At 70.2% G+C, this 14,721-nt stretch carries 9 protein-coding genes; all 9 read right to left on the bottom strand.

Annotated elements, in window-relative coordinates; genetic code table 11:
- Positions 1 to 67 precede the first annotated feature (67 nt).
- Entirely contained in the window at positions 68 to 2,119 is a 2,052-nt protein-coding gene (locus tag ACIPQB_RS10595; protein ID WP_446485187.1) for a sensor histidine kinase, read from the bottom strand.
- Positions 2,116 to 3,012: a response regulator gene (locus tag ACIPQB_RS10600; protein WP_446485188.1), complete on the bottom strand. Its 897-nt coding sequence runs from the start codon at positions 3,010 to 3,012 to the stop codon at positions 2,116 to 2,118. The genes ACIPQB_RS10595 and ACIPQB_RS10600 overlap by 4 nt, the downstream gene beginning before the upstream one ends.
- 72 nt (positions 3,013 to 3,084) lie before the next feature.
- Positions 3,085 to 3,813, bottom strand: coding sequence for a response regulator (locus tag ACIPQB_RS10605; protein WP_446485189.1), 729 nt, complete (start codon positions 3,811 to 3,813; stop codon positions 3,085 to 3,087).
- 244 nt (positions 3,814 to 4,057) lie between these two features.
- Positions 4,058 to 6,568 (bottom strand): beta-galactosidase GalA, encoded by a 2,511-nt coding sequence (gene galA, locus ACIPQB_RS10610; protein WP_446485190.1) that lies wholly within the window; start codon positions 6,566 to 6,568, stop codon positions 4,058 to 4,060.
- 97 nt (positions 6,569 to 6,665) lie between these two features.
- Positions 6,666 to 9,641: a TonB-dependent receptor gene (locus tag ACIPQB_RS10615; protein WP_446485191.1), complete on the bottom strand. Its 2,976-nt coding sequence runs from the start codon at positions 9,639 to 9,641 to the stop codon at positions 6,666 to 6,668.
- Positions 9,642 to 9,760: 119 nt separating this feature from the next.
- A complete protein-coding gene (locus ACIPQB_RS10620; protein WP_446485192.1) occupies positions 9,761 to 10,768 on the bottom strand; it encodes a FecR family protein in 1,008 nt (335 codons plus the stop codon).
- 9 nt (positions 10,769 to 10,777) lie between these two features.
- On the bottom strand, positions 10,778 to 11,335 hold the full coding sequence (locus tag ACIPQB_RS10625; RefSeq protein WP_446485193.1) for an RNA polymerase sigma factor: 558 nt from the start codon (positions 11,333 to 11,335) through the stop codon (positions 10,778 to 10,780).
- A gap of 124 nt (positions 11,336 to 11,459) precedes the next feature.
- The gene (locus tag ACIPQB_RS10630; protein ID WP_446485194.1) at positions 11,460 to 12,830 is read right to left on the bottom strand and encodes a glycoside hydrolase family 53 protein; all 1,371 of its coding nucleotides are present in this window, start codon (positions 12,828 to 12,830) and stop codon (positions 11,460 to 11,462) included.
- Positions 12,831 to 12,932: 102 nt separating this feature from the next.
- The gene (locus ACIPQB_RS10635; protein WP_446485195.1) at positions 12,933 to 14,696 is read right to left on the bottom strand and encodes a chloride channel protein; all 1,764 of its coding nucleotides are present in this window, start codon (positions 14,694 to 14,696) and stop codon (positions 12,933 to 12,935) included.
- Between the last annotated feature and the right edge of the window lie 25 nt (positions 14,697 to 14,721).

Genomic DNA, 14,721 nt, shown 5'->3' on the forward strand with positions numbered 1-14,721 from the left:
GCCTTCGCCGGGGAGACGGACGAAAATGATGATTCAGTCCGAGATCATGTCGCTCTAGCCGGCTCGTCTATTCCGCCGCTTGCAGGGCCGGCTGCGACCGGCCGGCCGGCGTGACGCGCGCGAGCGGCAACCGCACCTGGACCAGCAGACCTTCGCCCGGCAGCTGCAGCCGGATGTCGCCGCCATGAGCCCGGACGATGGACCGCGAGGTGGCCAGGCCGAGGCCGACCCCTTGCTTGCTGGAGGTCCGCGCCGCCGGGCCGCGATAGAACGGGGTGAACACCCGCTCCAGGTCGTCGGGCTCCAGACCCGGACCGTGGTCATGCACCTCGACGATTGTCTCGTCGCCCTCGACCCGCAGCCGCACCTGGGCGCTGTCGCCATATTTGACGGCGTTGTCGATCAGGTTGGCGAACACCCGCTGCAGGCCCAGCACGTCGACCTCGACCTCGGCGGCCTCGCCCGGTTCCAGCCGCACGTCGGCGCCGGTGACCTCGGCGTCGTCGACCACGCATTCGAGGATCGAACGCAGGTCGGCCCGATGCCGCGGGCCGGCCTCGGCGTTGTCGCGCATGAAGGCCAGGACCGAACTGATCATCGCCTCCATCTGGTCGATGTCCTGGCCGATCTCGCGCCGCAGGGCGGGCGAGGCGCGTTCCAGGCGAAAGCGCATGCGGGCCAGGGGCGTGCGCAGGTCATGCGAGATGGCGCCGATCATCGCCGTGCGGTCGTTGATGTAGCGGGTGAGGCGGGCCTGCATGGCGTTGAACGCCCGGGCCGCCCGTCCGACCTCGGCCGGACCGTCGCCGACCATTACCGGCGAGGACGGGTCGCGGCCCAGGCGCTCGGCGGCGGCGGCGAAGCCGGCCAGCGGCGCGGCCAGGCGGCGGGCGAACAGACAGCCGAGCGGCGCGACCACGGCCAGGGACAGGGCGAACCACATCAGCACCCGGCGCTGCCAGCTGTTGGGAAAACCCTCCGGCTTGGGCCGCAGGGTCACCCAGCGGTCCGGACCCACCCGCAGGGCCGCCACGAAGTCGCCTTCGATAAACGGGGCCGGCGACAGGCCGAACAGGTTGCGGGCGACGGGCGCGGCCAGGGAGCGGCCACCGGCGTCGGGGTCAATACGGGCGACCGTGCTGCGGGGGCGCGCGACGGCGGGGAGGAGAGCGCTCAGCGGTTCGGTGACGGGCGCCGAGCGGGTCATCGGCGCGGGCGTGGCGACAGCGTCGGTGGTCAGTTCCCGCGGCGCGTCATTGGACGGCGGGGCCGGCGGCGCGGCGGGCTCCGGGCGCTCGATCCGTTCGGACGTCACCACCACGGTCGACCGGAACGGCGCCGTGAACAGCGGGTCGTTCAGGCGCGGCCCTGGCTGTCCGGCGAAAGCCAGGTGCGGAACAGACCGCGCACCGCCGGGAAACGGACCTGGCCGCCCGAAGCCTTGTGGCGGGGATGGCCGACGCTGGTGAACGCCTTCAGGCATTGGGCCGCCGGGCCGCGCACCGCCGGGGAAACCGCCGGCCGGAAAGTTCGGCGCGCCCGGCCTCGGGCCCGGACCGCCGCCGGTCCAGGTTCCGCCGGACGGCATCGGACCGCCCGGCGTCCCCATGCCGCCCCGGCCATCCATGCCGCCCATGGGCGCGCCGACAGGGCCGCCGAAGCCGCCGGGCGGCGGGGTCTGGGCATAGGCGTTGGAGGTGAGCAGCAGCGCCAGGGGCGACGGCCGAGACGGCGTCCGCCGACTTTCGGTGCCGGCGAACGGCGGCGGCGCATAGAACAGCAGGCGGACATCGCGCGGGTCGACGTTCAGCAGTCGCGCCAGGTCGGCGCTGGACCGTTCCGACGCCACCCAGCCGGGGCTCTGGAAACTGGGCGGCTGGGTGTCCATGGTGCGGACCAGGGGGCGGGCCTCGTCGCTGTCGATCTCGGCGCCGCGCAGGCCCGCGGCGATGTCGGCCAGGCTGTGCTGGGCGGCTGGAGCCGGGGGCAGCAGCACGGTGAGCACCAGGGTCGCGGTCTGGGCCGCGACCAGGCCGGCCAGCAGCAGGGCGACGATCTGGACGGCGATCGGCGGGCTCGGCCAGCGCCAAGTAAAGCGGGGCCGGCGGAGGGCGCTCATTCGACCGACACCTTGGCGTCCAGCAGATAGCCCATGCCGCGATAGGTCTTGATCAGCTCCTGGTCGGACTGGGCCTCGATCTTGCGACGCAGGCGGCTGATGTGCAGGTCGACGCCGCGTCCGACGGTCTCGGCCGTCTCGCCGCGCATCAGGGTCAACAGGTCCTCGCGCGACACCACCGAGCGGGCGTTGTCGACCAGGGCCGAGAGCACGGTCAGCTCGCCGGGGGTGAGCAGCAGCAGCATGCCGTTGGGGGCGGTCAGCCGGCGGGCGGCGAGGTCGAGCCGGAAGCCGGCGAACACCTGGACGACGCCCTTGCCGCCGTTGCGGCCGCCCGCGCCGCGCCGCCGCAGCAGGGCCTTGATCCGCGCCAGAAGTTCGCGCGGCAGGATCGGCTTGACCACATAGTCGTCGGCGCCCAGCTCCAGGCCGAGAATCCGGTCGATCGGCTCGCCCATGGCGCTCAGCATCAGGATCGCCGGTCCGTCCGGCCTGGAAAGCTGGCGGCACAGCGACAGGCCGTCCTCGCCCGGCAGGTTGACGTCGAGCACCACCACGTCGGCCGGCTTGGCGCCCAGGGCCTGACGCGCGTCACTGGCGCTGGCGGCCTGGCGTACGGCATAGCCCTGGGCGGACAGATAGCCGGCCATTTCGCTGCGCAGGACATCGTCGTCCTCCACCAGCAGGACGGCGGCGGTTTCGAGGGGCGCGTCGAGGGTCATGGCGCGCGGACTATGGCATAGCCCGAAGCTTCGCGTCAGAGCCCCGCCTGTCGCCGCAGACGAGCTCAGTTCGTTCTGCCGCGACAGGCGGGTTGCGCTGACCTCGCCGAGCGTCGGCCGGGGCGCCAACGGCCGCGGATAAACGCCGTCGAGGTGGATCGGCTCGGCCATGTCAGTGTCCTGAAAAGTCGATGTCGTGGCGGCCTGGCCGCGCCCTGTCGTCTCTGAGTCCGAGCAATCCCTCTAATCGTCGTGAACCCGGTCGACCGGCATGGCGAAGATGTAGCCGACGTGGCGGACGGTGCGGATCATCTGCCCGCCGCCCTCCACCCGGTTGAGCTTGCTGCGCAGGCGGCTGACCGCCACGTTCACCTGCTGCGGCGCCGGCCGGGAATGGACGTCCGGCGGTCCCTGGCGCAGCTCGTCGCGGGTCAGCACCTCGTGCGGTCGGGCCACCAGCGCCCACAGCACCAGGAACTCGGCCGTCGACAGCGGCACGGCCACGCCGCGCGGATCGAACAACTCCTGGGTGACGACATTGAAACGCCAGCCGCCGAAGCGGTAGACCGTCGCGGTAGTCGAGGTCCGGTCGCCGCCGCGAGCGTCGTCGCTCCGCCGCAGCACGGCCTTCACCCGCGCCAGCAGCTCGCGCGGCCGGAACGGCTTGATCACATAGTCGTCGGCGCCGATCTCCAGGCCGACCACCACGTCGCACTCGTCGCCGGACTGGGAGATGACCATGATCGCCGGCGGTGCGGGCAGGTTCAGCAGCCGGGCGCAGACCGACAGGCCCGAGGCGTCGGGCAGCAGCAGGTCGAGCATTATCAGGTTCACCGGCGCCTGGCGCAGCACCTGATCCATTTCGCGGGCGCTGCCGGCTCCGATGACGTTCAAACCATAGCCGGAGAGCAGGCCGGTGATCTCGCTGCGGACGGCCGCGTCACCGTCGACGATGAGGATGCGCTTTTCCACGGCTAGGCCAGCCCTCCGTCGACCCGCGACCACGGGGACGTCAGGACGGTCGTGGCGGTGAGCAGCTTGCGGGACATGAACGGCCTGTAACATTCGCCATCCCCAAGTAGAGCTGAGGAGTGGCCGGCCCATGACCTCGAGGTATCAAGGTCGATACGCAGCGGCGGGCCGGCCGGCATACTGTTTCAGCGTTGCAGCATACGATCTGGCGCGTGGGACTCGATCCGCGTCTCCGGGCCGAGGTCTAGCCGACCTTCACCGTCACCGCGGCGGGCTTCAGGCCGGGAGCCGAGGCGGTGATCCGCAGGTCCCCGGGCTCGCCGCGTCGGGTGCGGACGATGGCCTGACAAAGGCCGTTGAACGCCTTGCGCTGGCTGGCGACGTCGGGCTCGTGGCTGGTCGGGTTTCCGTTGCCGACGCCGATCACCTGGCCCGGACCGCCGAGCGTGAACGACACCAGGTCGTCGGCGCGGGGAACCGGGCGGCCCTTGGCGTCGAGCACCTCGACCTTGAGGATCGCCACGTCCTGGCCGTCCGCCGCCAGGCGCGGGCGATCGGCGGTCAGGCGCAGGGCGGCGGCGGGACCGGCGGTCTCCCGGCGCTCGCGCAGGATGACCTTGCCGCCCTTGTAGCCATGGGCCTCGATGACGCCCGGCGCGTAGGGGACCGACCACTCGACGTGGTGGTTGGGAACGACGTCGCGGACGCCCTGGCTCTTGCCGTTCAGGAACAGCTCGACCCGGTCGCAGTTGCTGTGCGCCCATACGGCGATCGGCTGGCCCTCGCGGCCGTCCCAGTTCCAGTGCGGCAGCAGGTGCAGCAGCGGCTCGGGCCGCCACCAGGCGCGGTAATAGTAATAGTTGTCCTTGGGGAAGCCGCAGGTGTCGAGCGCCCCGAAGTGCGAGCTGATGCTGGGCCAGCGGTTGAAGGGCGTCGGCTCGCCGCGATAGTCGAAGCCGGTCCAGATGAAGCCGCCGGCCATCCACGGGCGGTCGGCCGCGTGGCTCCACCACTTCTCGGCCGTGGTCGCCCACCAGGGGTGCTCGGTGTCGTAGGCCGGCACGTACAGCTTGGCGTCGTCGCGGACGTATTCGCCCCGCGTGGCCACGGTGCTGGCGCTCTCGGTGCCGATGATCGGCACGTGCGGGAACTTGGCGTGGAAGTCGTCCATCTTCTCGTGGCGATAGTTGAAGCCCTGGACGTCGATGACGCCGCTGACGCCCTCGCCGAAGCCGTTGTCCATGGCCGCGGTGACCAGGCGGGTGGGGTCCAGGCGATTGACCAGGCGCTTCATCGTGGTCGCCACCTTGGCCCCGCGGGCCGTGCCCTGCTGCGGTTCCTCGTTGCCGATCGACCACAGGATCACCGACGGGTGGTTGCGGTCGCGGCGGACCAGGCGCCCCAGCTCGGCCATCGAGGTGGGGTCGCTGGACATCCGCCGGGTCTCGTCGATCACGACCATGCCCAGGCGGTCGCAGGCGTCGAGCAGTTCCGGCGTCGGCGGATTGTGTGCGGCGCGATAGGCGTTGCAGCCCATGCTCTTCAGCTGTTCCAGCCGCCAGACCTGCAGGGCGTCGGGAATGGCCGCGCCGACGCCGGCGTGGTCCTGGTGGTTGCAGGTGCCCTTCAGCTTCACGGGCTGACCGTTCAGCAGGAAGCCCCTGTCGGCGTCGAAGGCGATCGCGCGGACGCCGAAGGGCGTGACGTAGCGGTCGACCACGGCGCCGCCGACCTTCACCTCGGTGACCAGGCTGTAGAGGTGCGGGGTCTCCAGCGACCACAGGACGGGATCAGGCAGGGTCACGGTCAGCGACAGCGACTGGCGCTCCCAGGCCGGCAGCAGGCCGGTCACGGGCGCGGGCGCCAACACCGGCTTGCCGGCCGCATCGAGCACCGTGTGGGCGACCTCGTAGGTGGCGCGGGCGTCGCCCTCGTTGACCAGGTCGGTGTCGATCGACAGCGTCCCGTCGAGCTTGGCCCGCACGAACACGCCCCATTGCGGCACGTGGACCGGGGCGGTCTTGACCAGCCACACGTGGCGGTAGAGGCCCGCGCCCTCGTAGAACCAGCCCTCGCCCAGGCTGGCGTCGACCCGTACGACCAGGGTGTTCTCGGCGCCAAGGTTGGCGATGTCGGTAATATCGACACGGAAGGGGCTGTAGCCGCTGTCCTCGCGCTCGAGGATGTAGCCGTTGACGATGACGGTGGCGTCGCGGAACGCGCCGTCGAACTCGATCGACAGCCGCTTGCCGGCGTCGGCGGCGGGCAGGGCGAAGGTCTTGCGGTACCAGCCGACGCTGGTGTCGGGGAATTCGCGGCCCAGGGGCTTGTAGCCATGGGCGGCGCGCAGGTCCTCGTCGTCGGGCTTGCCGGACGGGACGAAGGCGGGGTTGTCGACGAACGGCAGTTCGACGGCCCAGTCGTGGGGCAGGGTGACGGGGGCCCAGGCGCTGGCGTCGAAATCCGGGGCGGAGAGCTGGCTGACCGCCCAGTTGGGGGCCGTGGCGCCGGCCTTGGCGAAGGTGCGCTGGTTGGCCCCGAAGCCGAAGTCGCGGGCCGGGTCCTGGGCGTGGCCCAGCTTGAACCACCAGTCGAAGTCCAGCGACAGGCGCTGGCGGGGGGCGAGATCGATGGCGGACGGGGCAAGGACGGGCGGGACGGTCTTGGGAGCGGCGGCGCTCGCGGACGACGCCGCGGCCAGGGCGGCAGCCCCGGCGGTGGCGGCGAGGGCTTGGCGGCGGCTGAAATCGACCATGGGAGTCCTCACGCGGAAAACAAAAAATGGGGAGGAAGCCGGTGTGCTTCCTCCCCAGTCGCAGGATCATTGGGGAGGATGATGGTTCCCCGGAGGTTTAGAACTTCAGCGTCACGTCCACCAGGTAACGACGGCCATAGCTGTCGTAGCGGCCGATCCGGTTGGGATCGTTGTCGCGGTACATGCGCAGCGCCTCGTTGGTCAGGTTGTTGACCTGGAAGCGGACGGCGAGGTGGTCGTTGAAGCTGTAGGACGAGCTGAAGTCGAGAGTCTTCTCGCTCTCCAGGGTCTGCAGGTCTGCGCCGTTCCAGCCGTAGATCACCGTCATCGGGCTGTGGTACTTCCAGCCCAGGCGCGCCTCGATCGGACCGTTGGCGTACCACAGGTCGACCGTGGCGGTGTGCTTGGCCAGGCCGGTCATGTCGAGCGGGTTGTTGACCGGCGAGAATTCCTTCAGGTCGGAGTCGACATAGGCGTAGTTCGAATAGACGCCGAACTTGCTCAGCGGACCCGGCAGGAAGAAGAACGGCGTCTGGAAGGTCAGCTCCAGGCCCTGGATGTAGCCGCTGCCGCCATTGGTCGGGCTGGCGACCGCATAGGTCTGGCTGCCGAAGGTGACCGGGTTCTGCTTCCAGCCGATATAGGAGCTGACGTCCTTGTAGTAATAGGACGCGGCGATCAGGGCCTCGGGGCGGAAGTAGTACTCGGCCGAGGCGTCGAACTGCCAGGCCTTGAACGGATCCAGCTTCGGATTGCCGGCGCTGCCGGTCCACGGCGCCCAATTGGCCAGGGTGCGGCTGGCTCGCAGTTCGTCCAGCGGCGGACGGGCGATGACCTTGGCCACGCCCAGGCGCAGCACCTTGCCGTCGCCGAAGTCGAACTTGGCGTTCGCCGAGGGCAGGAGGTCGGTGTAGTCGTTGTCCACCGTCACCGCATTATAGGCGTTGGAGGTGTCCTGCTGCAGGCCGTCGCTGCTGGTCTCGGTGTGCACCACGCGCGCGCCGACATTGCCGGTGAGCCAGGCGCCGCCGAGGCTGTCGGCCGCGAAGTTCAGCTTGGCGTAGCCTTCATAGACCTTCTCGTTGACGCTCCAGCGCTCGCCCAGCTTCTCGGTCGCCTTCGCCACGTCAAAGGCGTTGGCCCCATAGGCGACGGCCGCGATGGCGTCGATGTCGCCGGTCAGCAGGGCCGGGACGTTGGCCCCGTCGCTGAGCTTGTAGGCGGTCAGCAGGCTGGCGGGCACGGTCGCGCCGGTCGCAGTCGGCGCGAAGCTGAAGCTGGTATGGTCCTTGGTGCGGTCCGAGGCGCGAATCCCGAACTGGAAGCTCTTGAACGGCGAGCCTTGCAGGTCGCGGGTGAAGTCCAGGGCGGCGGCCTTGAGTTCGTCGTTCAGCCGCTCGGGCCCATCGTGCGAGCCGGCGAGATCGGCGGTCTGGCTGAGGCTCAGGCTGTCCTGGCTGGTGGTGATGGTCGGGGTCTTGCCGGCCCGGGTGTCGAAGCTGGTCCAGGCCGGCCAGGCTTCGAAGCGCACGGCTTTCCAGGTGTTGGTGCGCTTGGCCTTCGAATAGGAGACGTCGCCGGCGACGGTCCACTGATCGCTGGTCCACTTGCCGTTCAGGCCGCCAGCGAACAGGTCCTTGTCCTCGCTGTACTTGGCCAGCACGGTCTGGACCGAGCTGAAGGGCGTGGTGGCGGCCACCACGGTGTTGTTGATCAGGGTGTAGGACGAACCCGCGCCATTATAGGCCGAGTCATTCCAGCCGACGTTCGAACCGTCGCCCTTGTTCCAGTTGCCCCAGTTGTTGGCGCCCCAGACGGTCTGGTCCTGGACCTCGGTGATCTTGATTTTCGAATAGAGGGCGTCGGCCTTCAGTTCGAAGTGGTCGGTCGGCTTCCATTGCAGGCCGCCCGAAACGCCGGTGCGCTTCTGGTCGATGCGGCTGGCCGACATCTGCGCGCCCCACGGCGTGGCGTCGAGCTTGCCGTCGCCGTTCAGGTCGCTGGTGTAGTCGCTGGCGCCGGCCGGCGGGCGGGCGGCGGAGTCGTTGTAGCCCCAGCCGGTGAACGAGCCGTAGCCGTTCTTCTGCCGCTGGCTGGTCACGCCCAGCACGACGGCCAGGTCGTCGTTGATCTTGTGGATCCAAGAGCCCGAGCCGCGATAGCCGGTGGTCTTGTAGTTCGGGATGTCCTTGCCGCCGTCGTAGAAGACCGGGCCGGCGCGGACCACGAATTCGGGGCCCTTGTAGTCCAGCGGGGCGATCGTATCGATGTTGATGGTCGCGGCCACGCCGCCGGCGATCAGGTCGGCCGACTGCGACTTGTAGACCTGGACGCCGGAGACGACTTCCGACGGATAGATCTCCCAGCGGACGTTGCGATCGGGCTCGGAGGAGGCGACTTCGCGGTTGTTGATCGTGCCCAGCACCAGGCGGGCGCCGAGGCCGCGGACGACGGCCTGGCTGTCGTTGCCGCGGTCGCGGGTGGCGTTGACGCCGGGCAGGCGGGCGATGGATTCGGCGATGGTGACGTCGGGCAGCACGCCGATGTCCTTGGCCGAGATCGCCTCGACCACCTTGTCCGAACCCTGCTTGACCGCCAGGGCGTCGCGCAGGCTCTTGCGCACGCCGGTGACGACCACTTCATCGAGGGCGACGCTCTCCTGCGCCGGGGTCGACGGCTGCGCCTCGGCGGCCGACCCGGCCGTGGACGACGCCGGCGGCGCGCCTTTGCGGATCAGGATCACGTTCGAGGCGGTGCGCTGGTAGTTGAGGTCCGAGCCCTTGAGCAGCAGGTTCAGGGCCTCGGCGCTGGTGTAGCGGCCGCGCAGGGCCGAGCTCTTGCGCCCCTGGACCACGGCCTTGGTGAACAGCACCTGGGTGTTGGACCGGTCGCCGAACGCCTTCAGCGCCTGATCGAGATCCTTGGCCGGAATATTGAACTCGTAGGTCGACGCGACGGCGGCCTGGCCCTGGGCCAGGGCCGGCGCGGCGGTCGCGAGGCCGGCCAGCAGAATGGCGCTGGCGGCTCCGGCGCAAAGGCCGTGACGGCGCCCACGTGGACGATGGCTTGTCATCTTTTTCCCTCCCTGTCCGCGGTTCGCTCTGGCGGCCGTCTTGGCTCTTGAACCAGCGGGTATGGGTTACGACGCGGCTCGTCGCGAAGGCCTCAAAGAAAACTTCACGGTGAGACGGATCAGCTTCGCGAGCGGATCTGGACGGTGGAGTCGTCGGTCGAGACGTCGACGGGAAAATAGCTCTGCACCGCCTCGACGAAGGCCGGGGTGTCGCCGGCGTTGAAGATGCCGCTGACCTTCAGGGCCCGGGCCGGCGCGTCCTCGACGACGATCTTGACCCGCGAATAGTTGTTCACCCGGGCGACGGCGTCGGCCAGGGTTTCGTCGTCGAACACCAGCTTGCCCTCGCGCCAGGCCATGGCCCGCTCGACATCGACGGCCTCGTGCATGCGGGGCGCAGCGTCCGCGGCGAACACCAGCTGCTGCTGCGGCGCCAGTTCCTTCGGCGGCGGCGCGACCCCGCGGGGCGAGGCGGTCTCGGTCACCGCCACCCGGCCCTCGACCAGGGTGACGACGACGCGCTCGCCCTCGTGCTCGACCGTGAAGGCCGTGCCCAGGGCGGTCACGGTGCGCCGGCCGGCCCGCACCTTCATCGGGCGGGCCCTGTCCTTGGCCACCTCGAAATGGGCCCGGCCCTCGACCACCTCGGCCAACCGCAGGGCGGGCGAATAGGCGACCTTGACCAGGGTGTTGGCGTCCAGCGAGACCCGGCTGCCGTCCGAAAGGGTGACCGTGCGCTGCTCGCCGATGGCCGTGCGCAGGGTCTGGTCGGCGTCCGGGCGCAGCCGTCGCCAGCCGTAGAACGTCAGCGGGGCCAGGACCAGGGCGGCCAGCCCCGCGGCGAGGCCGCGACGGCGGCTCAGGTCGAATCCGCGCCGCCGCCCGGTCCAGCCGGCCCGGTCCAGGGCGTTGCGGCGCAGGACCAGCAGTTCGGGCGCGGCCGCCTGCTCGCCGAACAGCGCCCAGCTGTCCTGCACGGCGTCGAACGCCTCCCGGTGCTCGGGCGCGGCGTCGCGCCAGTCTTCGAAGGCCTCGAAGGTCGCGACGTCGTTCGGCGCGGCCTGCAGGCGCATCAGCCAGCCCGCGGCCTGTTCGTGAACGATGCTGTCGGACGAGGATCGGGCCACGGACCTGCTCTAGAACGCGCGAGCGCGCCTTGCCAGATGCGCCAGCGCCTTGATCATGTACTTCTCGATCGAGCTCGACGAGACGCCGTACAGGCTGGCGATCTCGGCGTGCTTCAACCCTTCCAGGCGATGCAGGATGAACACGTCGCGCGTGCGAGCGTCCAGTTCCTCCAGGGCCGCCAGCGCGGATCGCAGCGACTGCCTGCCCTGTAAGACGCGCTCGGGCGAAAGCACCTCAACACTTTCGTCGCGATGGACCGCCTCGGCCAGGTGGTCGGCGAAGGTCTTGGCCCGGCGGGCCCGGTCGCGCAACAGGTTCACCGCGGTCCGGAACAGGAAGGCCTCGGGATTGTCGATCCGCTCGCCGACCTCGCCGTCGGGGGAGCGTTGCAGGCTGCGGACCATGCGCAGGAACACTTCCTGGGTCAGGTCCTCGGCCTCGTCGCGACGGCGGACGCGGCGCAGGAAATAGCTGGTCAGCGGCCCGCGATAACGCGCGCTGAGCTGATCCAGCAGAGCGTCGCCCTGCGGCTCCACCTGTCTTTGCGCCGGGTTTTCCCGCGGCATCGCGCCCTCCTCGACCGGCGCGACCGCGCCCGACGTTCCCCTCTTGCCCATAGCCATACCGCCGTTTTGGGCGAAGCTCCATTCATATTATTAAACAGACAATCCCGGCGCGACCGCGAACAGGTCAGGGTTGCGCCGACAGCGGAACCTTGGTCGGGCCCGCGCCGATGATCGCCGCCATCGCCGGAGCGTCTCCCGTCGCTGCGGGCGTCGTCGCCGTGGCGACGGTCACCGACGCGCCGGGCGTCAGCCGGGTGCGATAGACGAAGGCGTCGGCCTCGCGGGTCATCGGCCGGGGCCCGACGCCGCCGAGGAAGTCGCCGTCGATATAGGCCGCGGCCTGGCCGGCGGCTGCCGGGGTCGTGAAGACGACCTCGACCGGATGGACATAGGCCTGGCCCAGCCAGTCGACGCCCTCCAGGGCCTGGCCCTTGAAGTCGAACAGCGCCGCGTTCTCCCAGTTGGAGCCCTTGCCCCAGCGGGTGCCGCAGGTTTTGGTCGAGACCCAGTCCGGCTCCCAATAGACGACGCCGACGCCGCCATTGGCCAGGACCAGCTGGGTCAGGTCGATCAGGTAGTTCTTCTGGCCGGCCGGGGTGGCCGGATAGCCGGCGATCAGCGAGTCCGCGCCCAGCAGGTTGGGCGAGCTGTCGCCGTTGTCGGTGGTGAACGGATAGGCGGTCTCGACCACCAGCACGTCGGCCGCATAGAGGTGGCGCAGGCGGTTGATGGTCGCGCCCAGCTGGGCCATCGAGCGCTTGGACCACTTGCTGTAGTAGCTGATGCCGATCAGGTCGAAGTCGGTGACGCCGGCCTTGGCGGCGGCCGCGAACCAGGGCTCGACGTTCTCCGGCTGGGCGATGTGCAGCATCACCCGCGGCCTGGTCTTGCCCGCGGCGCCCGCGTCGCGCACGGCCTTGATCCCGGCGTTGAACAGCAGGGCGTTGCGGCTCCAGTCGATGGGCTCCTTGGCCTTGGCCAGGCTGGAGACGATCTCGCCATTGGTCTCGTTGCCGACCTGGACGAGGTCGGGCATCAGGCCCTCGCGGTCGAGCGCCGCCAGGGTGTCCCGGGTGAAGGCGTACAGCGCCTTGGCCTGGTCCGGCGTCGACAGCCTGGCCCAGGCCTTGGGCGCGATCTGCTTTTCGCCGTCGGCCCAATCGTCGGAATAGTGGAAGTCGAGCAGCACCTGCAGGCCGGCGGCCTTGGCGCGGCGGATGCTCCTCTTGACGTCGGCGAGGTTGGAATAGCGGGTCCAGTCCGGGTCGTTCCAGATGCGAATCCGCGCCACATTGGCCCCGGCCGCCTTGAAGAACGGGTACGGGTCCACCGTCTTGCCGCCGTCCCGGTAGACCGCGCCGCAGTCGGCCATCTCGTTGGCGTAGGAGATGTCGACGCCGAGATAGGTCGGCGGCTCGGCCGCCTGGGCGAGGCCGAGGCTCAGCAGGCTCGCGGCCATGCTGACCGCGGCGAAAAAGCGGCGTTTGCCCCGCATGACGTTTGCTCCCCGGCGTTGTGTCCCAGCGGGACGGCGGGAAAGTCACGGCATTGGTAATATAAATCAAGCGAGGATTTGAGGCGACGCCGGCGGCTCGGCTCAGCTCGTCTCACCTGTCAGCTCCCGTCGCGCCTTGTCCAGCTCCTCGGCGTAGCGGCGGGTGGCGTAGGCTTCCGACAGGATGCCTATGACCTCGCGGTTGCCGTCGATCACCGCCAGTTCGTCGGCCTGGGTGTTGTCGAAGGCGCGCATGACCTCCTTGATCGACTCGTCGGGCGTCAGGGCGGTGTCGGCATGGTCGGCCAGGGAGCCCACGGCCTGCTCGCTGTCGTCGGGATGGGCGTAGGCCAGGGCGGTGCGGACGATGCCGGCGTAGCGGCCCGTGGCGTCCAGGGCCACCACCCGCTTGGTCGAGCCCAAGGGGTAGCGGCGGCGAAACTCCGCCAGGGTCGCCTCGGCGGGGATGGTCTTGACGTCCTTGCGCATCATCCGTCCGGCGCTCAACGGCCGCATCCAGCTGACATCGTGGGCGCTGCGGATGGTCTCGCCGCGCAGGTGCAGCCGCCAGGTCGAGAACGAATAGCCGAAGGTCTCGCGGACCATGGCGCTGGCGATCAGCGAGGCGACCAGGGCGGCGGCGGCGACGGTGAAGTCGCCGGTCGCCTCCAGCACCAGGAACGACAGGGTGAACGGGCCGCCGACCACGGCCACGCCCAGGGCGGCCATGCCGACCAAGGCCGCCACGGTCGGATCGAGCGAGGGCAGCCAGGGGATGAACACCGTCAGGGCCGCGAAGATCTGGCCGATCAGCGTGCCCAGGAACAGCGAGGCGAAGAACAGCCCGCCGCGGAAGCCGAAGCTCAGCGACACCACCGAGGCCAGGGCCTTCATCGCCAGCAGCATCACCAGCACGGTCAAGGGCAGGGCCGCGGTCAGGTTCAGGTGCAGCGCGCCATGACCGGCCGACAGGGTCTGGGGCGTGACCAGGGCCATGGCGGCCAGGGCCAGGCCGGCTACGGCCGGGCGGAAGGTCCTGGGGATCGGCGAGCGGGCGACCAGCCCCTCGGCCCAGGCCACCAGCCGCATCAGGGCGATGCCGGCGCTGGCCCCGATCAGGCCCAGCAGGGCGTAGAGGCCGTAGTCGAACCACGACTGCACCGCCGGGGTCGCGGTCTTCAGCAGATAGGGCAGGCCGCCCATCCGCTCGGCCACCAGCACCGCGGCCAGGGCGGCGGCGACCACCGGGGCCAGGTTGGCGACGGTATAGGCCCCGATGACGATCTCGAAGGCGTAGAAGGCCCCGGTCAGGGGCGCGCCGAACGCCGCGGCGATGGCGGCCCCGGCCCCGGCCCCGACCAGGGTGCGCATGTCGGCCCGGCGCAGGTTCAACCTCTGGCCGACGAACGAGGCCGCCGCCGCCCCCGCCTGGGCGTAGGCCGCCTCCAGTCCGACCGAGGCGCCGACCCCGTTGGACAGCACCGTCTGGCCGCAGATGAAGGCGCTGTCGGTGATCGACAGCCGGCCGCCGTGCAGGGCGTTGGCCTCGACCGGGTCGACCGCGGGGCGGGGGCGGTATTTCAGCCAGGCCCAGGTGGCCAGGCCCAGGACCAGACCGCCGAGCGGGATGGCCAGGGTCCGCCACGGGGTGATGGCGGCCTGGGCGCTGAGGCGCTGGTCGAGGCCGATATTGAACAGCACCGCCTGCAGGCCGTGGGCGACCCGGGCCTGGATCACCGCCAGGGCGCCGGCCGCGGCGCCGACCAAGGTCGCCACGGCGATCAGCCAAAGTTCGCTGGACCGGATCCGCCGCCGCAGCCAGCTCAACCAGCGCACGGAGGACAAGGTCGGCGGCGAAAGCGGCATGACGCGCGGGGATCCTGTCGCCGAG

The sequence above is a fragment of the Caulobacter sp. LARHSG274 genome, from assembly GCF_052871235.1.

Coding starts and splice junctions, on each gene's coding strand:
- ACIPQB_RS10595 (WP_446485187.1), bottom strand. CDS start 2,119: ATGAGCGCCCTCCGCCGGCCCCGCTTTACTTGGCGCTGGCCGAGCCCG.
- ACIPQB_RS10600 (WP_446485188.1), bottom strand. CDS start 3,012: ATGGCCGAGCCGATCCACCTCGACGGCGTTTATCCGCGGCCGTTGGCG.
- galA (WP_446485190.1), bottom strand. CDS start 6,568: ATGGTCGATTTCAGCCGCCGCCAAGCCCTCGCCGCCACCGCCGGGGCT.
- ACIPQB_RS10615 (WP_446485191.1), bottom strand. CDS start 9,641: ATGACAAGCCATCGTCCACGTGGGCGCCGTCACGGCCTTTGCGCCGGA.
- ACIPQB_RS10625 (WP_446485193.1), bottom strand. CDS start 11,335: ATGCCGCGGGAAAACCCGGCGCAAAGACAGGTGGAGCCGCAGGGCGAC.
- ACIPQB_RS10630 (WP_446485194.1), bottom strand. CDS start 12,830: ATGCGGGGCAAACGCCGCTTTTTCGCCGCGGTCAGCATGGCCGCGAGC.
- ACIPQB_RS10635 (WP_446485195.1), bottom strand. CDS start 14,696: ATGCCGCTTTCGCCGCCGACCTTGTCCTCCGTGCGCTGGTTGAGCTGG.